The organism is Streptomyces siamensis (assembly GCF_039543605.1).
GTDB lineage: Bacteria > Actinomycetota > Actinomycetes > Streptomycetales > Streptomycetaceae > Streptomyces > Streptomyces siamensis.
The window spans coordinates 163853-184514 of sequence record NZ_BAABKB010000023.1 but is presented as its reverse complement, the minus strand read 5'-3'; the positions used below and the strand labels follow the sequence as shown (position 1 = coordinate 184514).

Below are 20662 nucleotides of genomic sequence, written 5' to 3'. Positions count from 1 at the left end.
CGCCATGGCCATCCCGCACCCCTTCCTGCTGGAACCCGCCCCGATTCATGTGTCCGACGAGGTCCTCGATGACCTGCGCGCCCGTCTCACACTGACCCGCCCGCCACTGGACGAGAGGAATGGCGACTGGTCCTACGGTGTCCCGGACAGTTATCTCCGTGAGCTGGTCGCCTACTGGCGGGACGGCTACGACTGGCGCAAGGCCGAGGGCGCCATCAATGCCTATGAGCACTACCAGGTGAGCGTCGCCGGTACCCCGGTGCACTTCCTGCGCAAGCCCGGCCGAGGGCCCCGCCCGATCCCGTTGATCCTCACCCACGGCTGGCCGTGGACCTTCTGGCACTGGTCGAAGGTGATCGACCCGCTCGCCGACCCGGCCGCGTTCGGCGGCGACCCCGTCGACGCGTTCGACGTCATCGTGCCGTCCCTGCCCGGATTCGGATTCCCCGGCCCGCTCACAGGCTTTCCGGACGTCAACTTCTGGAAGGTGTCCGACCTCTGGCACACGCTGATGACCGAGACCCTGGGATACGAGAAGTACGCCGCCGGGGGCTGCGACATCGGTGCCATCGTCTCCAGCCAGCTCGGCCACAAGTACGCCGACGCGCTGTACGGCATCCACATCGGATCCGGGCTGCCGCTCGACTTCTTCACCGGCCCCCGCGCCTGGGACTTCGCCCGGAATCGGCCCCTCACCGACGACCAGCCCGTCGACATCCGCGCCCGCATCATCGAGCTGGATCACCGCTGGGCATCCCACCTCGCCGTGCACATGCTGGACGGTGCCACCCTGGCCCACGGGCTGAGCGACTCACCCGCCGGACTCCTCGCCTGGTTGCTGGAGCGTTGGAACGCCTGGAGCGACAACGGCGGCGACGTCGAGTCCGTCTTCACCAAGGACGACCTGCTCACCCACGCCACGATCTACTGGGTGAACAACTCCATCGCCACGTCCTTGCGCTATTACGCCAACGCCAACCGCTACCCCTGGGCCCCCGCCCACGACCGCACCCCGGTCGTGCAGGCCCCGGTCGGCCTCACCTTCGTCACGTACGAGAACCCGCCCGGCATCCACACCGCCGACGACCGCGTCCGGGCGTTCAAGACCGGCCCACAGGCCGAATGGTTCAACCACGTCAACGTCAACGCCCACGAGCACGGAGGCCACTTCATCCCCTGGGAGAACCCCGACGCCTGGGTGAGCGACCTGCGCCGCACCTTCCACGGTCGCAGGCCCTGACGCACCCTGCGGGCCCGTCCGGCAACGGGCCAGGCCCTTTGCCCGCCGTGTGGGAGCAGCCGGAGGGCTCATGGCTGAGAGCTGATGTCGACGGGGCGGACCTTGTACGACCGCGTACTACCTCGACGCGTCTGGGTTCTCCCCGACCCTGGCGACTGGCTTCACCTGGGGACGGATGATGTGGGGCGCCAACTGGCGGTAGAAGATCGAGAAGCCGTCCCGGTGGTCGGGGAACGTGTGCGCGAAGGAGGCGGTCAGTTGGTCCGGCACCTCGCGCAAGGGGGACCGGCCGCGTTTCAAGATCCGCTTCGATGTGGCAGTAGGTGCAGTCGCCCATGAGAGTCAGCAGCTTGGCGCGCGCAGGTTGCGTATCCGCGTGCCGCCGCCGGCCCGGCTGATTGGGCCGCAGCCTCCTTGACGCAGCCGGCCGTCATGCGGTGTGCGGAGACCTGAGCGCCCGGACCACCGACCACAGCAGGCCTACGTTCTCGGGGGCGGCGCCGCCCGGGAAGGCGTATCGGCGACGTGTGTAGGCGTAGGCGAAACCCTGACGCGGGTCGGCCAGGGCCAGGGAGCCCGCGGCGCCGCTGTGCCCGAAGGTGCCGGCGCCGAGGGAGCGGAAGTGCGGGCCGTAGGTGTGGAAGCCCAGGCCGAACGCCTGCGGCTGGCCGCTCACGAGGTCCTTGCCCTCGGAGTGGATCCGGGCGAACTCGGCGGCCGTGTCCGGTTTCAGGAGCGGGCTCCGGCCATCGAGGCCAAATGCGGCCGCCGCATACATGCCCGCCAGTCCGCGTGCGGAGCCGATGCCGCCCGCCGACGCCTGGCCGTTTGCGCGGACGGCGTGCGAGTTCGGGAAGTCGTACAGCTCGCTGTTGTCCGGCGCGTGCTCGTTGAAGGCGATGCCGCCCAGGCTGTACGGGCTCTGCGCTGCGGCCTCCATTTCGGCCGCCTGCTCCGGTGTCGGCAGCATCGGCAGGGTGGTGAGGAAGCGTGGCTCTTCGGACTCCGGGAGGCCCAGCCACAGATCGAGGCCGTGCGCGGCGCGGATCCGCTCCTCGTACCACTCCTGCAGGGTGCGTCCGGTGGCGCGGAACACCACCTCACCGACCAGCGCGCCGATCACGAACCCGTGGTACCCGAAGAACCGTCCCGGCTGCCAGAACGGGCGCTGCCCGGCCAGGCGAACCGCGATCACCCGGTCGTCGGCCAGCTCCTCCGGAGTGAAGCCGGCGTCCAGGCCGATCACTCCGGCCCGGTGCGCGAGCAGCTCGCGCAGGGTGACCTCGCCTTTGCCCTCGGCGGCGAAGTCCGGCCAGTACGAGGCCACAGTGTGGTCCAGGTCCAGGACGCCGTCCTGGACCAGGAGCGCGGTCACCAGGTACGCCGCGCCCTTGGTGGACGAGAAGACACCGAGCAGCGACTCCCCGGTCACTCCGTCCGACCACAGGTCCACCACCCGCTCGCCGCCCCGGTACACCGCCAGCTGCGAGCCCGGCGCATGCTCCTCACCCGCGAGGAAGGCAGCGAACTCCTCCCGCACCCCTTCGAAACCGGGGGCCACCGTGCCGTGGACTGCCATGAACCGCTCCCGAACTACCTTGTCGATCTTGAGTCTCGGCAACCCGTCGTGTCGAGTTGCTGGTCCTCGGCAACTTGTCGTTCCGGGCCGCTATTCCTCAGCAACCCGTCGTTATTCCTCAGCAACCCGTTGTTCCGGCCGCGCCACATCCGAGTGATCAAGCAGGCGTTGGGTCGATCCCGGGGCCGTTCGACTGTAACTGACGTTCGAGGACATGATCGAGACCCGGACCGAAGCCCTCTCAGTCCCAGCACAGTCCAGCCGCCATTGCGTTGACCTGTTCCCAGAGCGACGTGAGGCTCGGATATCAACGCGCGGCACCGGCACTGCATCACGCAATGTGGGTGGACCGGAGATCCCGGAGACTTGACGAGCCAGCACCGTGAGGTTTCGCAAAGGGGGGAGTCGGATGAGCCGTGAGGCATGTTCGACGAGGAAAGATCGGGACAAAAAATCTGTCAGTCGCCCTCGGTGAGATCTCACCTGGTGCAGGAATTCAAGAATGTTCCACCCTCACACGTGGCCACCTGTCCGCCGATGTCGACGAGGCCACGCCGTGGCGGGCAGGAAAGTCGCTATTTGCACTAAAATCGCCCTGTGAGTTTCGGTTCGCGGAAGACGGAATAGCCGTGAGCGCCCGGGCCGGGTGGGAGTCAGGCGAGCGGCGGGAGCCTGCCGCCGATCGACTGCTGCTGATGGGGGCCACGGGCGTGGACCAGGGTGTCCCGGAGGTGCTGCGGATCGCTCTGCAGCACGTGGTGGTCGAGCTCCGCGGACTGGGCGGCATGGTGCACTTGTCCGGCCTCGACTTCCCCTGGGCCCGGCTGCTCCTTCTGGCCAGCACCGGGCTGCCCCCGCCGATCACACGCATGTGGCAGGCCGTGCCTCGGAACGGTTCTACGGCGCCGGCCATGGCATTGCACGACCGTGACTACACCTGGATCCCGTCGATCGGTGGGCTCGGGCCGGAGCCGGCCGCCTCCCAGGCCCCCGGCCTGCCCGTCGATGCAGGCATGGCCGCAGTCGCTCTGCCGGCCCCCGACGGCCGCCCGCTCGGCGCGTTGTCGGTGTTGGCGCCTCCCCACCGTGAGCCCGGCCCGGCGCAACAGGCATTCCTTGAAGACGTGGCCAGGTGGGTGGCCGATCGACTGCGGTCACTGACCGCGACCGAGCCGGAGCAGGGCGGACTGTCTCCCGCACTGCTGCGGCTCGGGCGGCGATCAGGTGAGGCGCCGGAATCGGGGACAGGCACCACCGGCAACTGGGAGTGCGACCTTGCCACGGGAGAGATGCGAATCGATGCCCAGCTCCTTGACGCGTTGGGCATCGATGACTTCGACGGACAGGTCGACAGCTGGTTCTCGCTGTTTCACCCCGACGACCTGCCCCGGGCCATGGTGGCGCTCCAGCACAACCTGCGCAAGATCATTGCCGACCACGAGTGGCGGGTGCGTCGCACGGACGGCGACTACTCGTGGGTGCGCGTGCAGAGCTGGCCGCCTGAGACCACGGGCAAAGAGCCGGCGCGCAGTGTGGGCAGCATGACGGTGACCACGGCGACGCATGATGCGGCGGAATCGGCCGGCCGCACGCTTGAGCACATGACCGACGGTTTCCTGTCCGTCCGTCTGGGCAGGACCGAATCCGTCCGTCTGGGCCGGATCGAATACTTGAACCCGGCGGCCGAACATCTCCTTGGTCCCTTCCACGACGTGATCTCGCAGCGATTGTGGGAGGTGCCCGCCATGAAACAGATGCCCGGCGTGGCCGAGCAATGTCGGCAGGCCATCGCCAAGCAGGCCACTACTGAATTTGATGTGCAGTGGCCGGGCAGTGACCGCTGGTACCACGTGCGATTGCAGCCCACGGACGGGGGCCTGATGACCGTCTACATCACGGACATCACGGACAAGCGACTGCGAAAGGCCGCGGAACGCGCCGCTGCCGAACGGGAGGCGCTCGCTGAGGATCTCAACCGGACACTCGCCCAGGCCAGGACCGCCACCGATGTGGTCGCCGCGGTCGCGGACACGCTCCTGCCCGCGCTGGGGGCCGCAGGCTTGGCCGTCCTGACGCTGGACGGCGACCGGCTACAACTCCTCGGCTCCGCCGGCTATCCGCCCGAATTCCGCCGGCGCATGCACGATTCTCCCCTCAGCGCCGACACTCCCACCCCTGCCGTCCAGGCGCTGCGCACCGGAGCCCCGGTATTCATCGCATCGCCCGCGGAGCATGCACGCCGTTTCCCCGAGGTGGCCGACCTTCCCGGCCTCGACGGGAAGAGCGCGTGGGCGTTCTTGCCCTTGTGGGTCTCCGGGCGGCCCGTCGGCACCGCGGTGGTGGCGTTCGATCGACCGCATCGGCCGGTCCAGGACGAGCGCACGCTACTGACGACCCTGAGCGGCCTGATCGCCCACGCCGTCGAACGCGCCAACCTGTACGACGCGGCCATCTCGGAGGCGAAGGAACTCCAGGAGGCGCTGCTGCCGAGAGAGCTGCCGGCGCTTTCCACCGTGGACACAGCGGTCCGGTATCGGCCCTCGACCTTGCGCTCCGCGCAGCCCGCCGCCATCGGCGGGGACTGGTACGACGTCATCCGCCTGTCCGGTGGCCGAGTGGCGCTGGTCGTTGGAGACGTGATGGGGCACGGCACGCGGGAGGCGGCCACGATGGGGCAGTTGCGGACCGCAGTGCGGACCCTCTCCGGCCGTGGACTGCCCCCGGGGGAGATCCTCGCCCACCTCAACGACATCGACATGGGCAAGGACTACGAGGGCTTTACCGCGACGTGCCTCTACGGCGTCTACGACCCGGTCTCCCGCAGTTGCACCTACGCCTCCGCCGGCCACCCCCCGCCCGCCCTCGCGCTTCCTGACGGAACTGTCAGCTTCCCTCACCCGCTCCTACACATGTACCCCGACGGCACCGTCGACTTCTCCGGCCCGCCCGCCGACCCTCCGCTGGGAACCGCCACCCCGCCTCTCAGAACGCACACCTTCGACGTCCCCGAAGGCTCGCTTCTCGTCCTGTACACCGACGGCCTCGTCGAATCGGCCCAGCGCGACATCGGTGACGGAATGGGCCGCCTCGCCGGCATTTTGCGCGCCAAGCACGCGGACAGCCTTGACGCCCTGTGCGATGAAATCCTCGCGACTCTTGTGCCGCCCGGCCGGCCGGCCAGTGACGACGCTGCCCTCCTCCTCGCCCGCACCCACCCCCTGCGCCCCGAGGACATCGCCGACTGGAACCTGCCCGGGAAGCCTGAAGCCGCCGGCGAAGCTCGCAGGCATGTACGGGATCAGCTGACCGCCTGGGATCTGACCGAGCTACAGATGAACTGCGAGCTCATCGTCAGCGAACTCGTCGGCAACGTCATACGCCACGCCCCGGGCGCCAGTCAGCTGCGCCTGCTCCGCACCGACAGGCTGATCTGCGAAGTCAGCGACAACTCCCTGACCACCCCGCAGATCCGCCATCCGTCCCTCTATGCCGAAGAAGGCCGCGGGCTCTATCTCATTGCTGCCACGGCCGACCACTGGGGTACCCGTCCCACCGAGCGCGGAAAGACGATCTGGGCCGAACTGGAAATCCATGGTGAGAATCACGCCGAGATGCTCCTGAGCTTCAACGTGGACGAGATTCCCGCCCTCTGATGCGGACTCCGGCGAGGAGCTGCCGGGTGGTCCCGCCATCATCCCCAGCCGTGCTGCTGGCAATCATGATGCTGCGTGCCTTGAAGACGATCGGCCGCGGCCCCTGGCGGCGGACCCCGATTGCGGCCCAGTGCAGGCGGCGGTGTTCTCACAGCTTGTGCGCGGTGGTGAGGAAGTCCAGGACGAGGGGGCCGGCGTGGGTACGGAACTCCTCGAAGTAGGCGTGCCGGGCTTCGGGGATCAGGTGCAGTCGGGCGTTGGGGATGCGGTCGGCGAGCACAAATGCGTTGGCCGTGGGGTTCAGCAGGTCCTCCGTTCCGTGGATGACGAGCGTGGGTGCGCTGATGTCCGGCAGGAGGTCCCAGGCGTCATGCAGGTTGCTGGCCGTGAGGTGGTGGCGCCGGGCGTGAGCCGGCATGCCGGGGTCGCCGAGGGTGTGGTGCGGGCCGGGACGCGAGGCGAGCCACTGGGGGGTGTACATCAGCTCCAGCAGGGCCTGTCGCGCGGCTCCGGGCCGAGGTTGCGCCAAGGCTCGGCGGACGTTGTTGCCGCGGTCGACGCTGTGCGGGCCGCCGGGTGACGTGCAGCCGAGAACAAGGGCGCCCACCCGCTGCGGGTGGCGGGCCGCGAGCTGCTGGGCCACCCGCCCGCCCATGGACGTGCCGTAGACGTCGGCCCGGTCGATGCCGAGTTCGTCGAGGACGGCGATGACGTCCTGAGCGAACAGTTCGGTGCTGTACGGGGTGTCGGGCTTGTCGCTGTCGCCGGTGCCGCGGTAGTCGAACGTGAGGGTGCTGCGAGCCGGATGGAAGTCGCCGCGGACCACGTCCCACCAGTGGTGGTTGTTGGCCTGGCCCGCCAGCAGGACCAGCGGAGCCCCCTGGCCACGGAACTGGTAGGCGATGCGGGTTCCGTCCGGCGCCGTCGCGTGGGTCGTCGGCTCCTCGCTCGTGGCCCGGCTGTCAGACACCTGCGGCCACCGCGGCGCCCAGCCCGAGCAGAACGACACCGGTCGTCACACTCAGTCCCCGCAGGACGGCCGGTCGCGACACCAGGTCGCGCCCTCGGCCGACGGCCCAGGTGAGCAGCATGTACCAAGAGGCGCTGACGAGCGCCCACACAGCGCCCAGGGCGACGGTCGACAGGAACACCGGGCCCTTCGACGTCACGAACTGGGGGAGCACCGAGACGGCGAACACACCGGCCTTCGGGTTGCCGAGGTTCGTGCTCAGGCCGGTGAGGTATCCGCCCGCGAAGCCGGTGCGGCGCCCGCCCTCTTGGGGTGCACGGTTGGAGGCGGTGGTGAGCGCGGTCCGCAGTGTGTTCCCTCCGAGGATCATCAGCACGATGCCGCCTGCGATTCGGAGCACCGCGTATGCGGTCGGGCTGGCCAGCAGGACGGCTGACAGCCCGGCCGCGGCGGCCGTGGACCACAGGAGGAACCCGGTGGCGTTGCCCGCGAGGGTGCCTCGGAGCGTGCGGTGGCCGCCTTCCAGAACCTGCCGGATCATCAGGGCCTGACTCGCGCCGGGCAGCATCGCCAGAAGCAATGTGGTGGCGATGAAGACGGGCACATGTGTGGGCATGGGGACGGTACCCCTTCCGGGGATCGCGGTCGACGGGTGTCCCACCAGCCTTGCCGTCCCAGACTCGTAAGAGAAGTTAAAAGAGAAGGGTGCAGCGTTAGGATTTGTGAATGGTGGTGGATCCGGGACAGCTCCGGCTTCTCGCGTTGATCGAGCGGCACGGCTCCTTGACGGCGGCGGCTCACGCCCTCCGCATCACGCCCGCGGCAGTCACGCAGCAGGTGGCCAAGGCCGAGCGCGACTGGCAGGTTCCCCTGGTCGTCCGTGGTCCTCGCGGAGCAACGCTCACCGCAGCCGGTGCGCTGCTCGCCTCGCACGGTCGAACCGTGGAGGAGGCATCTGACAGGGCCCAGGCGGAACTGGCCGCACTGCTCGGCCACCTCTCCCTGCGCCTGCGGATCGGAACGTTCCAGGCGGCTGCCCTGCACCTGCTGCCACCCGCCCTGACCGCTCTGCGCCACCGCCATCCGGACGCCGATGTCTCGGTCGTGGACGTGGTGTCCGGACGCGGCGCGGACGAGATCAGCGCGGGACGCCTGGACCTGGCGATCGTCGCGTCCTGGGGCGCGCCACTCGCGCCGCCCCCGCACCTGCAGGCCCACCCGCTCCTGCTGGACCCGATGATCGTGGTTCTCCCCGACGACCACCCACTGGCCACTGGGCAGCCCGCGGACACCGAACTGCAGCTGAGACAACTGCGCGGCGAATCGTGGGTTTCCATCCTGGCGGGCCACGCCGCCCGCGAACAGTTCCACGAGGCTGCCCGCGAGGCCGGCTTCACTCCCATCGTGCGGTTCGAGACCGAGTCCTACGACGTCGCCCAGGCCCTCGTGGGCACGGGCAGCGCAGCGGCCCTGGTCTCACGCCTGGCCCTCACCCACACTCCCGGCACCACCCACCGCGAACTGGCCCACCCCAGGCCCTACCGCCAGCTCTACGCCCTGACCAAGACCGACGCCAGCCTCACACCACTTGCAGACACACTCATCGACCTCCTCCGTGATGTCGCCCGCGACATCACGGCGACCTGGGAGGCCCCCGGCAAGACTGATCCATGATCCGACCGGCTACCCAGACGCTCTGCGAACTCGGACTCCACCCGGCGCCGGCGTGATCGTCGCGGTCAGATCACAAGGTCGCTTCTGTGTATCTCGTCGAACAGGCTGGCTCAGCCCAGGGTGTGCCCGCCGTTGACCTTGATGCGCTCGCCGGTGACGAAGGCTGCCGCCGGTGAGGCGAGGAACGCCACGGCGGCGGCGACGTCCTCCGGCTGCCCCATACGTCGCAGAGGCACGTCGGCGGCGTAGGAGGCCAGCGATTCGGGGCTTGTCCCGGCATGCCGCTCAACCGGAATCCAACCAGGGGCGACGGTGTTCACCGTGATCCCGTACGGGCCGAGCGCGCGGGCCCAGCACTCGGTCAGGCTGTGCTGGGCGGCCTTGGCGGCTGCGTAAGCGGACATCTCCGGCAGTACGCGCTCCAGCACGTCCGAACCGATCTGGATGATCCGGCCACCGCCGCGCTCCCGCATGGCGGGCAGTACGGCCTGCATGAGCAGTGTGGGGCTCTTGACGAAGAAGGCAAGCTGGTCGAGGTGGTCCTGCCACGTCACCGCCGCGGGATCCTGTGCGGGCTGCGGTCCGGTGGCGTTGACAACGAGCGTGGCAACGGATCCGAGGGTGGCCGTGACATCCGTGATGAGAGCCGTGACAGCGGCCTCGTCCGTGATGTCCGCAGCAAACGCCTCAGCCTTGCCACCGGCCGCGCGGATGTCGGTCACCACCGCTCGGGCCTCGTCCGCCCCCGATCGATAGCTGACGGCGACGGCATGCCCGACTGCCGCGAGACGGCGGGCTATGACGGCGCCCAGACCGCGGGAGGCCCCGGTGACCAAGGCGGTGCCCTCTGCGCGCGTCCCCACTGCTGTTGTCATGACGCCAAGATACGTTCCGCCGGGCGCTGCCGAATTAGGGGCATGTCGACAACACGCTGAAGAACGACGGCATCCCGGCTCGGACCATCAAGGCGACCACCGCGCACGGCGACTCACCGCCCGCAGCATGGGGCCTGTTGTGTGGGTGAGGGACAAGGAACACGGTGGATCGGGCGTGGAGGCCGGTGGCGGGTCCGCCGGCGGTTGCGCGTGGAGCAACACCGGCTGGTCGTAGGGACGGTGGACGGGCGGATCCTGGACATCATCCAGTGAATCGGGAGGCGCTCTACCGACGGACCGCCGATATCAGTCCGCCGGGCCGCTCCTCACGCTGCGGCGGGGTGCTGATCGGGCGGCCGTACGCGGCAGCGCGCTCGCGCAGGGTGTGGCTGTCGGCCTCCCAGCCGTGACCGGCCAGCCAGCCCACCGGGTCGTCGGGCATCTCCGAGACCCACATGGACGCCGCCGATCCCGGCACGGCGTCCGCGCCGAAGCGCTCGATCACGCCGCGCGAGCCCAACGTCAGACCCAACCAACTGCCCGCCGCCGACTGCGCGGTGATCCGGGCCAGCAGCAACTCCACCGCGTCCTCGGGCAGATAGATCAGCAGTCCTTCCGCGATCCACACGGTCGGCACGGCCGGGTCGTGCCCCGCGGCGGCCAGCGCGCCGGGCCAGTCCTCCCGCAGATCCACCGCGACGGTGATCCGCTCGCAGCGTGCGACGGCCCGCTCCTGGCGCAGCACCGAAGCCTTGAAGTCCAGTGGCTCAGCGGTGTCGACCTCGAACAGCCGGGTGCCCTCGGGCCAGTTCATCCGAAAGGCCCGGCTGTCCATACCGGCGCCGAGCAGCACGACCTGTCGGACCCCCGACAAGGAGGCCTGCTGCAACAGGTCGTCGAGGAACTTCGTCCGGATGACGATGGAGAACGACACGGCCAGCCGACGGCGTCGCGCGGCCTCGTCATCGGGCAGCGGGGGAGAGGAGGGCCACAGGCCGCCGGCGGTGGCGAAGGCCCGTGCCAGTGGGTCGCGGAACAGAGCGTTCTCCCGCTCGGTCTCCAGCGCCCGCACCCTGGCCACCCCTACCGCCGTGGCCCACACTCCCGACGGCTGCACCCGCTCCTGCCCATCAGTCACCGCGCCAGCCTAAGTGGTCGATTCCAAGGGGTCCGGTGAGGGGTGCCAGATTCCTGCGCGGCGGGCCAGTCATGCGTGCGCTGACCGCCTACGAGCTCTTGGAAGCCGGATCAGGCGCGCAGGGTGACGCCGAAACGGGTCTTCATCCGTCGCAGTTCCCACAGCGAGACGGCGGTCACCGACAGCGGCCCGCCCAGCGTGGAGCAGAACTGGACGATGGGTGGGCCCCCTGGCAGGCCGTCGCCGATCAGGTTGAAGGCCGCGAACACCCACACCAGCGCCACGGTCAGGACGGGCGGCAGCATCGGGTGGACCTGGGCGCTGTTGAAGGCACTGCGGGCCGAGTACAGCGACGCCATGAAGAAGAAGGGAAAGCCCCACACGACCACGATCATCGCGGCGACGACCAGTACGTACTCCCACCAGTCCTTCCCGTCGTCGGCGTTGACGGTCAGGGCCGTCGGGACGAGGACTCCGCCGATGACGACCAACGTCAGCACGTACCAGCCGACCGCTTTGAGCGGAGCGCGCAGCCGGGAGCGCAGATGCGGCCGCAGGCGCGGGGGCGCGTAGTAGATGAATCCGACGATGACCAGAGGCGCGGCGACGATCAGCACGAACGGGGCGACGATGAGTTGGGCGGCACCGCCGTACGCCGCGTCCTCCCAGCGGTTCGGGTCCACGTTGTAGGCGAGGATCAGGCCGATGGTGGCGGCGGCACCGAGTACCGTGCGGGCCACCTGGACGCGGTCCACGGCACGGTCCACGATCCGGCCTTCACCCTCCTGCGCGAAGAGCCTGGTGGCGACGCGGTGCGCGGAGCGCAGGATCGCGCCGACAAGCCCGAAGGGTGAGGCGTACGACAGGCAGCCGCGGGAACGCTGGACGGCGGGCCTCGTCGGCTGGGGGCCGTAGGGGTACGGGTTCGGGTACGGAGGCTGGTTCGGGTACGGGCCCGGATCAGGTGGTGGCGGACCGTACGGGCCGCCCTGCGGTGGTCCGTAGGGAGCACCCCAGCCGCCCTGGCCTCCCGGTCCGTTGCCGCCAGGTTGACCCGGGCCGTTTCCCGGGCCCCATCCCCCCGTAGCCATGCCGCTCCCCGTTCGCGTTCGGCCAGTTGCTGTGTGTCCTGTGGTGCCACGGCGCAGTGTAGTGGCACCTCGGGTGACAGAGGCAGCGCTCGTTGCCGGTTGCCCCGCCATGTCCGTCGCGCCACATACGTGCATACCCGTCAGCGCCCCGGCGAAGCGCCGAGGCCAGTCAGGGTGCAGACCGGATCGAGGTGCCCTGCACCGTCAACTGCTCCAGCTGAGGCAGGCAGTGGGGCTGCCTGAGACGGTGAGCGCATTGCGGGAGTGCGATGTGGCGGTATGGGTGAACCACCGTGCACTGGACCGCGCCTGTCCTCGTCGAATTCGAGATCGCCCAGCGCTGCCGCGACCGCTTGCAAGTCGTGTCCGCGTTCGCCAAGGAGGCCGGGCTGCCGCGGATCGATGTGGAGATGGGGCTCAAGCGGGCTGTGCGGGATTCTCCAAAGTGATCCGCTCTCCGCCCCACACCAGACTGTCTCCGAGACTCGCGGCGACCGGCAGTTCGGTGCCGCGCTGTGCAATGACACCGACATCTCCCCAGCTGGAGATGCAGCGGTACCCGTGGCGCTCGCACCACCGTCGGGGCCCATCGGCATGCAGCGCCCCACCGAGAGTGAGCCGGTTGAGATCTGCGACGGCCCGGTTGCCGATCATGTGGCGTATGAAGTCCGCGGACCGTTGATGCTCGACGAGTGCAGCCACACGACGCTGAGGGCGTGCGAGCGGGTCGGTTTGCTGCTCATGCCGGGCAGCGAGCTCGGCGAGCGTCCTGAAGTTCGCCATGTCCCCCCATTGGGCAGCGGTCCGCCCGGATGCATCACGCCGGGGCGGGGCTTCAGATCACGCAGCCAGTATGGGCTGATGGATACGACCTTGCTGCGAGGCGCCGTCAACAACTTGGGTTCACGGTCTGATGGTTGGCGCCCCGATCGTTGGGGGCGGCGAGGTCTTTCGTGTCACCACGGCCCCCTGGCGGCGAGAGTGCAGTCGTCGCAGGTGACTTCCTGGCAGTCCAGGCAGCACGCGCCATCCAGTCCGCCTCAACCTCCTGTCGGTTGAGGTCTGGTCGACGCGGGCCTCCCAGCCGGAGCGGCGGGGCGCTACGTCGGGGGCGGGGTCGAGGCGGAACGGGTTGATGCCGAGGTCGGCGAGTGCTCGCAGGTCGCGGTGCATGGCGTTCTCCCGTCGGCTCGGGCCCCTCGTGGTGCAGGTGGGTAGCCGCAGTGCCTGGAATCGAATACATGAACGAATCTGCTACGTCTGGGCGCGACCTCCTGCGCCCACTGGAACGCGTCCAAGATCAGGACCTCGACCGCACTCGGTGGTGGATCTCAGCCGAGGAATGCCGTGAAGCCGAAGGCCAGCGCGGCGCCGAAGCCCGCCCCCCGGCACCGGACTGGCTCATCGAGCGGGGCCTCGATGGACACGCCCCCGCGCTCTACGTCCCATGTCGACGGCTGCCAGGTGGCAGGCAAGAGGCCCAGGGGTGCAGCCAGGGACCAGGCGCTGAGCGTCCTCGTCGACGGCATTCCCGCCCGCAGCCACTGTCGACCGCGTTGGGAGCTCGGGCACGTGGAGTGAGCAGCGCGGACATCCGTCCAGGCTGTCGGAGTGGGAGGCTGGGACCATGGTCGAGAGCGTGCCCGTGGTCGTACATTCGCCGGATCCCGAGGGCGGCAGGCGAGTGATGATCCGCGGCGAATCGGTCGGCACGGCCTACCACCTGCTGGACCTGGTGGAGTTCCTGCGCCTCGCGGGCCTGCCAGAGGCGGATACGGCGATCGACGACCCCGAGCTGATCGAATGGCGAGGCGGCGGACCCGACGTGTGGACGCCGCCAGATGATCCCACTCAGGACTCCTGACAAAAGTGGTGGGCCGGAGCTGGTCAGAGGTCGGTGTCGTGCACGAGGTCGCTGGGTGGCGGGGCCGCGGTCAGCCGCGTATTCGCACGCGACAAACCCGGCGACGTCGACGGTCGTCCCCGGGATACTGGGCGCCCATGGATGAGGTCGAAGTCGTCGTCGCCCATTCCGAGCGTGCGACTCTGCGTGTCGGTGACGTGTTCCTGAAAGTGGACTCCGATCAGGCGCGCATCGACGTCGAGGTCGAGGTGATGTCCCTGGCGCCGGTCCCGACCCCGGAGGTGCTGTGGCGCAACCCGCCCGTGCTCGCGATCGCAGCGGTCCCGGGGACGACGCTCGGCCGCCTCGGCGGGCCGTCGACCGGGTCGCCGGCGGCGTGGGCCGCGGCGGGCGCCGCCATCCGGAAGTTGCACGACGCGCCGCTGCCGCCCCGGCCCGGCCGGGCCGGCCGGAGCATCGACGCGCTGGCGGCGGAACTAGACGACGAGTGTGAGCGGCTCGTGACGAACGGCGTCCTGCCCGCCGACCTGGTCACCCGCAACCGCCAGGTCGCCGAGGCCGCGCTCCGGCCGTGGACTCCGGTGTTCACGCACGGCGACCTGCAGATCGCGCACGTCTTCGTCGACGGCGACGAGGTCACGGGCATCATCGACTGGTCCGAGGCGGGCCAGGGTGATGCCCTGTTCGACCTCGCCACCTTCACGCTCGGACACGAGGAGCACCTCGACGACGTTCTCGCCGGCTACGGCACCGACGTCGACCTCGACGTCATCCGCGCGTGGTGGTCGTTGCGAAGCCTGCTGATCGTTCGCTGGCTGGGCGAGCACGGCTTCGACCCCTTCGCGCCGGGCTGTGAGGTCGACGTACTGAGATCCCGGATGTGATCGGATACGGGCTCGACTGCTGCGCGTGCGTACTGACGCATCGAGCAGGCCCCCTCCTAGGTGCATCACCTGCCCTCACTCGACGTCACCCAGCTGATCCCGCTGATCCGGGCCGTGCCGGCGATCCGAGACGCTGTGTGCCTCGACGATCAGGTGCTTGCTGTCGGACTTGCACCGGTCCACCGGGGACGGACCGGCGGCCGGCCCGCCCTTCATCACGCGGATGTCGCTGAAGTCGACCGTCGATGCGTGACTCAATGGGCCTGACAGATTGTCGTCGTCGTGGTTACGATGCCGACGATGAAGAATCTCTCCTCGTATGGAACGGGGGAATCGTTCGCGCAAGGTGAGTGCTGATGGCACATCACTTTGCGAACGAGGCTCCGACCCGCTTGTTGATGTGGCAGCGCGTGCGTGAGTACGCCGTGCCACCGTCCATGATCGAGACTGCGACCGCGCGGCGTGCGGTCGGCGACTGGGCGGGGGCCTGCGCCGCCGCCCGGCTCGATGTCGATCTCGATCTGCGCGCCGTGCGCGATCGCCACGGCACCGATCTCGTCACCCGTCTTCGTGCAGATCTGCGACTCCTGGCTCCGGATCTGCTCCGCTGGCACATGCCCCGGATCGCCCCCGACGGGCGGCTTCGGCCCGGCCTGACCTTCTCCCTGGCCTGTTACCGGAGTTCCGGCACCACGCCGCTGCATCTGGTGGTGCGGACACCTCCGGCCTGGGCGGACGCAGGACAGCGGATGTCCCTGGCCCTGTGGGAGGGGTCCGGGGACGGTGTCCACAGGCATCATCCGCACCCGCATCCCGACCGGCGTTTCCGGCTCGACCTGCACCGCCATCTCTGGGATTCCGGGCGGAGCGGTGAACTGGCGCGGCGGTGTGGGGCGGGCCGGGTACCGGCGGTGGCGCCGCCCGCCCGGGCGCACGCACCCGGCCATCCCGTCCTGCCGGACCGGTCGGATCTGCCAGGTCGGGCGGATCAGCCCTACCTCCTCGATTCCGCGTGGGCGGTGGCACGTTGGGCCGCCGAGGCGGAGTTGCTGTTGCGGGCCGAGGGCCGCCCTCTCGGGGCGTTCACCGTGCGGCTCGGTGCGCGGAGCCGCACGGTGCTCGAACTCGTCGCCCTCGACGACAGCCATGCCCCGACGTTCCGGCCGCTGCGCGAGGCGCTGCCGCCGCAGGAGGTCGCGGCGCTTCCGGTGCTGCCGGAGGCGGCGGTCCGGGTGCTTCCGGACCTGGAGCTGCTGCGGGCCGGGCTGGTCGCGGCCCAGCGGCTGCATCCGCTCGTCGCCGCGGCATTGGAGACCTCCGGCTCGGTGGCAGCTTCCGGCACGGCACCGGTGGTCGGTCTCGCCCCCCAAACCGGCGATCCGCACCGGGTGCAGTGCCGGGGCGAGATCCACCGGATCGCGCTGCGGGACGGTGTGCTGACGGCGATCGATCACGACCCCGCCCAACTACGCAGGGAAGAACTGCTGGTGGCTCTCGGCGGTCCGGCGCTGCCGTGCCTGCGGGCGATCGACGCGGTGCACTGCAACCCGGAGGAACTGCCCGCGGTCCGCGAACGGCTCGCCCACGGTGACGCCGCCGGGGCGCTTGACGTGGTCGAAAGGTTGCTCGGTCCCGGTGCGATCCTGCGCGACGGACCGCTCCGGCAGGAACTGGAGTCGGCCGTGGCCCGCCGTATCGACCACGGACTCTTCCGCTCGGGGCTGGTCGCCGAACACCCCGCCGCCGGTGCGGTCGGGGACGGGAAGACCTCGAGTGCGCGGCACTCGGAGGCGGACCACCGTCCCCGGCTCAACCGTCGTACGCCACACGACATGAGCCGTAAGCGCAGCAGCCAGGCCCGGCCCCGCACCGGGCTGCACCGCTGACCGGCTGCCCCACCGACGTCACTTTCCCGCGCCGCGCATTCCGCGCCGACACCCCACGCCATCCAGGACGGGCCGTCCCGTTCCCTTATCGCACCCAGGTGATGCCATGACGACCTCCAATACGCTCCTGCCCGCCACGGTCGCGGCCGTCGGCGCGGCCGCGCCGACCTCCGCCGACACATCCGGAACCGGCACCCAACTCACCCTCGCCGACGACCTCCTGACCCTCCTGCGGTCCACCACGACCGAACCACGCCCCGACGAGCAGCTCGAAGCGCTCACCCTGGCCGTCGCAGCCGACCTGCCCGTACTGCTCTGGGGTGAGCCGGGCATCGGCAAGACCGCGGCCCTGACACAGCTCGCCACTTCCCTCGACCTGCCGCTGACCACCGTGATCGCCAGCGTCCACGAACCCTCCGACTTCTCCGGGCTGCCCATCGTGGGCGACGACCCGGCGGTGCAGGGGGTGCCGATGGCGCCACCCCAGTGGGCGGTGGACCTCGTGCGCGCCGGGCGAGGGCTGCTCTTCCTGGACGAACTCTCCACCGCCACCCCGGCCGTGCAGGCCGCACTGCTCCGGGTCGTCCTGGAGCGGAAGGTCGGTGCCCTTCAACTGCCGCCGGGCGTACGGATCGTGGCCGCCGCCAATCCACGCGCGTCGGCGGCGGACGGATGGGAGCTGAGCCCACCGCTGGCCAACCGGTTCGTGCATCTGTACTGGGTGCACGACCGGGAGGTGGTGGTACGCGGGCTGGGAGGGGTCTGGCCCCGCGCGGAACTGCCCCGGCTGGTGCAGGAGCGGCTGCCGGAAGCGGTCGCCTTCGCCCGGCGCGCGGTCTGCGGCTTCCTCGAAGCCCGGCCGACGCTGATCCACCGGATGCCGAGCACCGAGACCCGGCGCGGCGGAGCCTGGCCCTCGCCCCGGAGCTGGGAGGCCGCGTTGACCCTGCTGGCCTTCGGCACGGCGGCCTCCGTCTCCCGGGAGGTGCTGGCACTGCTGGTGCGGGGCGCGGTGGGGGACGGGCCGGGGCTCGAACTCCTCGCCCACCTGGACCGGATGGACCTGCCGGATCCGCAGTCGCTGCTGGCCGATCCGGCCTCCACAGAGCTGCCGGTGCGGGGCGATCTGCGTCAGGCGGCGCTGGAGGCGGTGGTGGCCGCCGTCGGTGCGCGGCCGGATCGGGAGCGGTGGGAGGCGGCCTGGGCAGTGCTGGTACGGGCGCTGGAGACCGGCGCCCCGGACCTGTTGGTCGCCCCTGCGACGGCGCTGGCCGCGCTGCGGCGCGACGACTGGGAGGTGCCGCAGGCGGTGGAGCGGCTAACAGGGGTGGTCGGTCTTGCCCGACGGGCGGACCGGTCGGTGGTGCGGGCCGCAGCGGCGGCCGACGCAGGCCGCGTGACGGGGGTGTCCCGATGACGGGGGCCGTGAAACGCCCGGTGCCGCGCCCGATGTCCCCACCCGCGCCACCACGCCCGGTGCGGCCCATCGTGCCGGGACCGCCGACCGGCTCAGACGAGCCGCTCGGCGGTCCCGGACTCCCTTTGGACATGGAGAAGTTGCTGGCCGCTCGACTGCACGCGGTGAAGGTCCGTCCCTACCTGGCCAGCGCGCTCTTCGCACTGCACGTGGTGGAGGACCGTTCGGTACCGACGATGGCGGTGGACGCCCACTGGCGCTGCTATGTCTCCCCGCGCTTCGTGGCGCGCACTCCGGTGGAGGAGCTGGCGGGCGTCTGGGTGCACGAGGTCTCACATCTGCTCCGGGACCACCACGGGCGGGGCGAGCGGTATGCGCGGGAGCACGAGGAGCACGGGCCGGGCGAGGGCAACGAGACGGGGGTTGCCCGGGCCGAAGGCTGGGGGAGGCTGCGGCGGAACATCGCCGCCGACTTCGAGATCAACGACGACATCTACGGTGACGGTCTGCCCCTGCCTGCCGGGGCGGTGCTGCCGTCACTGCTGCGGCTGCCCGTCGGGCTGCTGATGGAGGAGTACCTGCGGACGACGTCGATGTCCGGGCTCGACTCGGCACTGGCCTGGCTGGACTGCGGCAGTGGTGCCGACGGGCAGGACCGCCCGTGGGAGCTGGGACCCGATGGGGCACACGGGCTGACCAGGCAGCAGCGGGACGCGGTCCGTTTCCGGGTCGCGGAGGGGATCAAGGGCCGACCGGGCGACGCTCCCGAGGGGTGGCGCCGGTGGGCGGACGAGGCGTTCCATCCGCCGCAGCCGTGGCGGCAGTTGCTGGGGGCGGCGGTCCGCTCGGCGGCGGGTGCGCCGGGGGTGGGTGAGGACCACAGCTACCGGCGTCCGTCCCGGCGGTCGGCCTCGGTCCCGGGAGTGGTGCTGCCGAGCCTGCGCCGTACACCGCCCCGGGTCTGCGTCGTGATCGACACCTCCGGGTCGGTGAGCGACGCCGAACTGGGCAGCGCACTGCTGGAGGTGGCGGCGATCTCACGGGCGGTGGGCGGACGGCGCGACCTGGTCTCGGTGATCTCGTGCGACGCGGCGGCCGGGGTCGCCGTCCAGCTCTGCCGCGCGGAGAACATCGCACTGGTCGGCGGCGGAGGAACGGATCTGCGCTCCGGTTTCGCGCGGGCGCTGCGCTCTCGGCCCCGCCCCGACGTGATCGTCGCCCTCACGGACGGCCAGACGCCCTGGCCCTCCGCGCAGCCGCCCTGTCGCACCGTCGTCGGTCTCTTCCCCCGTCCCTTGCGTGCCGTGGACGAGGAGAACCCCGACTACGTCCCGGACACCCCGCCGCCCTGGGCGCGTGTCGTCACCATCGGCTGAGACAGCACCGCGGCGCGGCATCGCCGGTCCGTCACGAGCGACGTGTGGCCGTCTGTCCGGAGACGTCTGCAGCCGCCGAGGGCGGACGTGCCGCCGGGTCCCGGCGGGTGAGGTCTCCGGCCGGCTCACGCGGGCGCCGTCACCGGGGCAGCGCAGGTGCGACCTCGCCACCGCTACGACGAGCTGGCCCTGCTGCTCGCACCGCACCGTCAGGCGCCGGCACAGGGCACGAAGTGCAGTGCAGCCGGCGGGACGTTCTTGTCCTGGGTGGCGACGGTGCACCAGGAAGGGGTCTTCCAGGTGGCTGCGGCCGCCTTCTGCTCGAGGGCCGAAGCGGCCGAAGGCGGCTGGGCGACCATCAAGTCGGTAGGATCCGCGGGTCGTCTCACTGGGGGAGGGATCATGGCCGAGGGCCGCGAAGTCACCGACAATGGTGGGGAAGTTGTCGGCGGTGTAGTGGGCGGGTCGGCGGTGCAGTTGGTGTATCGCCCGCAGCCCGCCGACACGCTGGTCGGTCTGCGGGTCCGGGCGCGGATCAAGCGGTGGGGGCTGGTGCTGCGGAGCGTGTTCCTTGCACTGTGGGTGGGGCAGTGGCTGGTGGGCACCATCAACCGGGGGAGTGTCGACGTGGTCTCCACCGTTCTCTTCCTGCTCGTCGTCCTGTTGGTGGGCGCCTATCCGCGGCTGCAGGCCGCTCAGGTGCAGCGGACTGTCGGATGGCAGGGCGAGTACCGCACCACCGTGTCCTCGGCCGGGATCACCACCAGCAGTGACCATGGCACGCTCATCCAGAAGTGGTCGGTTCTTCAGGGCTACCGGGAGACGCGCGGCCATTTCGTCCTGCTCAGCAGGGACCCCAACATCATGTGTCTCGAGGTCCTGCCCAAGCACGGGCTGAGCACGCCCGACGACGTCGACCGGCTGCGGGCCCTCCTGGACCGACACACCACCCGCGTCTGACCTGCCCGCGTACACGGGCGTCCGCCCTCGGGCCGGCCGGACCGGTGTTCCGGCC

Annotated in this window: 19 protein-coding genes and 1 pseudogene; 12 read left to right on the top strand and 8 right to left on the bottom strand. The window is 70.2% G+C overall.

Translation table 11 applies throughout. The features are described from left to right. Nucleotides 1-4 precede the first annotated feature (4 nt). On the top strand, nucleotides 5-1240 hold the full coding sequence (locus ABEB03_RS27845) for an epoxide hydrolase family protein (protein WP_345655230.1): 1236 nt from the start codon (nucleotides 5-7) through the stop codon (nucleotides 1238-1240). A gap of 430 nt (nucleotides 1241-1670) precedes the next feature. Here the strand turns inward: ABEB03_RS27845 and ABEB03_RS27840 are convergent, their stop codons facing one another. Then, the gene (locus tag ABEB03_RS27840; protein ID WP_345655229.1) at nucleotides 1671-2819 is read right to left on the bottom strand and encodes a serine hydrolase domain-containing protein; all 1149 of its coding nucleotides are present in this window, start codon (nucleotides 2817-2819) and stop codon (nucleotides 1671-1673) included. Between the two features lie 629 nt (nucleotides 2820-3448). Here ABEB03_RS27840 and ABEB03_RS27835 point away from each other — a divergent pair. Further along, a complete protein-coding gene (locus ABEB03_RS27835; RefSeq protein WP_345655227.1) occupies nucleotides 3449-6472 on the top strand; it encodes a SpoIIE family protein phosphatase in 3024 nt (1007 codons plus the stop codon). Nucleotides 6473-6620: 148 nt separating this feature from the next. Here ABEB03_RS27835 and ABEB03_RS27830 read toward each other — a convergent pair whose 3' ends face one another. Both ABEB03_RS27830 and ABEB03_RS27825 read right to left on the bottom strand, forming a co-directional pair. Further along, the gene (locus ABEB03_RS27830; RefSeq protein ID WP_345655225.1) at nucleotides 6621-7442 is read right to left on the bottom strand and encodes an alpha/beta fold hydrolase; all 822 of its coding nucleotides are present in this window, start codon (nucleotides 7440-7442) and stop codon (nucleotides 6621-6623) included. Continuing rightward, on the bottom strand, nucleotides 7435-8058 hold the full coding sequence (locus ABEB03_RS27825) for a LysE family translocator (protein ID WP_345655223.1): 624 nt from the start codon (nucleotides 8056-8058) through the stop codon (nucleotides 7435-7437). The genes ABEB03_RS27830 and ABEB03_RS27825 overlap by 8 nt, the downstream gene beginning before the upstream one ends. 110 nt (nucleotides 8059-8168) lie before the next feature. On the opposite strand from ABEB03_RS27825, the gene ABEB03_RS27820 reads away from it, so the two are divergent. Continuing rightward, nucleotides 8169-9116, top strand: a complete 948-nt coding sequence (locus ABEB03_RS27820; RefSeq protein ID WP_345655221.1) for a LysR family transcriptional regulator — start codon at nucleotides 8169-8171, stop codon at nucleotides 9114-9116. A gap of 110 nt (nucleotides 9117-9226) precedes the next feature. Here the strand turns inward: ABEB03_RS27820 and ABEB03_RS27815 are convergent, their stop codons facing one another. The 3 genes from ABEB03_RS27815 to ABEB03_RS27805 all read right to left on the bottom strand — a co-directional run bounded on the left by ABEB03_RS27815 (nucleotide 9227) and on the right by ABEB03_RS27805 (nucleotide 12220). Continuing rightward, nucleotides 9227-9991 (bottom strand): SDR family oxidoreductase, encoded by a 765-nt coding sequence (locus ABEB03_RS27815; protein WP_345655219.1) that lies wholly within the window; start codon nucleotides 9989-9991, stop codon nucleotides 9227-9229. Nucleotides 9992-10277: 286 nt separating this feature from the next. Continuing rightward, the gene (locus tag ABEB03_RS27810; RefSeq protein ID WP_345655370.1) at nucleotides 10278-11093 is read right to left on the bottom strand and encodes a class I SAM-dependent methyltransferase; all 816 of its coding nucleotides are present in this window, start codon (nucleotides 11091-11093) and stop codon (nucleotides 10278-10280) included. Nucleotides 11094-11239: 146 nt separating this feature from the next. Continuing rightward, nucleotides 11240-12220 carry a hypothetical protein gene (locus ABEB03_RS27805; RefSeq protein ID WP_345655217.1) on the bottom strand — a complete coding sequence of 327 codons (981 nt, stop codon included), beginning with the start codon at nucleotides 12218-12220 and terminating at the stop codon, nucleotides 11240-11242. Between ABEB03_RS27805 and ABEB03_RS27800 the strand changes: the two are divergent. The 5 genes and pseudogenes from ABEB03_RS27800 to ABEB03_RS27785 form a co-directional block, all read left to right on the top strand. After that, a pseudogene (locus ABEB03_RS27800) lies at nucleotides 12219-12497 on the top strand (hypothetical protein); the annotation flags it as partial. The gene ABEB03_RS27805 and the pseudogene ABEB03_RS27800 overlap by 2 nt on opposite strands. Before the next feature lie 16 nt (nucleotides 12498-12513). Then, nucleotides 12514-12669 (top strand): hypothetical protein, encoded by a 156-nt coding sequence (locus ABEB03_RS27795; protein ID WP_345655380.1) that lies wholly within the window; start codon nucleotides 12514-12516, stop codon nucleotides 12667-12669. Nucleotides 12670-13639: 970 nt separating this feature from the next. Beyond that, entirely contained in the window at nucleotides 13640-13801 is a 162-nt protein-coding gene (locus ABEB03_RS45435; RefSeq protein ID WP_425589306.1) for a DUF6233 domain-containing protein, read from the top strand. A gap of 46 nt (nucleotides 13802-13847) precedes the next feature. Beyond that, on the top strand, nucleotides 13848-14084 hold the full coding sequence (locus tag ABEB03_RS27790; protein WP_345655215.1) for a hypothetical protein: 237 nt from the start codon (nucleotides 13848-13850) through the stop codon (nucleotides 14082-14084). 137 nt (nucleotides 14085-14221) lie between these two features. Next, on the top strand, nucleotides 14222-14968 hold the full coding sequence (locus tag ABEB03_RS27785; protein ID WP_345655213.1) for a phosphotransferase family protein: 747 nt from the start codon (nucleotides 14222-14224) through the stop codon (nucleotides 14966-14968). A 75-nt stretch (nucleotides 14969-15043) separates the two neighbouring features. On the opposite strand, the gene ABEB03_RS27780 is transcribed toward ABEB03_RS27785, so the two are convergent. Then, entirely contained in the window at nucleotides 15044-15226 is a 183-nt protein-coding gene (locus ABEB03_RS27780) for a hypothetical protein (protein WP_345655211.1), read from the bottom strand. A gap of 98 nt (nucleotides 15227-15324) precedes the next feature. On the opposite strand from ABEB03_RS27780, the gene ABEB03_RS27775 reads away from it, so the two are divergent. The 3 genes from ABEB03_RS27775 to ABEB03_RS27765 all read left to right on the top strand — a co-directional run bounded on the left by ABEB03_RS27775 (nucleotide 15325) and on the right by ABEB03_RS27765 (nucleotide 19647). Further along, complete coding sequence (locus ABEB03_RS27775; protein WP_345655209.1) at nucleotides 15325-16854, top strand: hypothetical protein; 1530 nt, start codon at nucleotides 15325-15327, stop codon at nucleotides 16852-16854. A 106-nt stretch (nucleotides 16855-16960) separates the two neighbouring features. After that, a complete protein-coding gene (locus ABEB03_RS27770; RefSeq protein WP_345655207.1) occupies nucleotides 16961-18271 on the top strand; it encodes a MoxR family ATPase in 1311 nt (436 codons plus the stop codon). Nucleotides 18272-18402: 131 nt separating this feature from the next. After that, complete coding sequence (locus ABEB03_RS27765; protein ID WP_345655204.1) at nucleotides 18403-19647, top strand: vWA domain-containing protein; 1245 nt, start codon at nucleotides 18403-18405, stop codon at nucleotides 19645-19647. A gap of 209 nt (nucleotides 19648-19856) precedes the next feature. On the opposite strand, the gene ABEB03_RS27760 is transcribed toward ABEB03_RS27765, so the two are convergent. Continuing rightward, nucleotides 19857-20009 (bottom strand): hypothetical protein, encoded by a 153-nt coding sequence (locus tag ABEB03_RS27760; RefSeq protein ID WP_345655201.1) that lies wholly within the window; start codon nucleotides 20007-20009, stop codon nucleotides 19857-19859. Nucleotides 20010-20049: 40 nt separating this feature from the next. On the opposite strand from ABEB03_RS27760, the gene ABEB03_RS27755 reads away from it, so the two are divergent. Then, nucleotides 20050-20607 carry a YcxB family protein gene (locus ABEB03_RS27755; RefSeq protein ID WP_345655199.1) on the top strand — a complete coding sequence of 186 codons (558 nt, stop codon included), beginning with the start codon at nucleotides 20050-20052 and terminating at the stop codon, nucleotides 20605-20607. The last annotated feature ends 55 nt before the right edge of the window (nucleotides 20608-20662 follow it).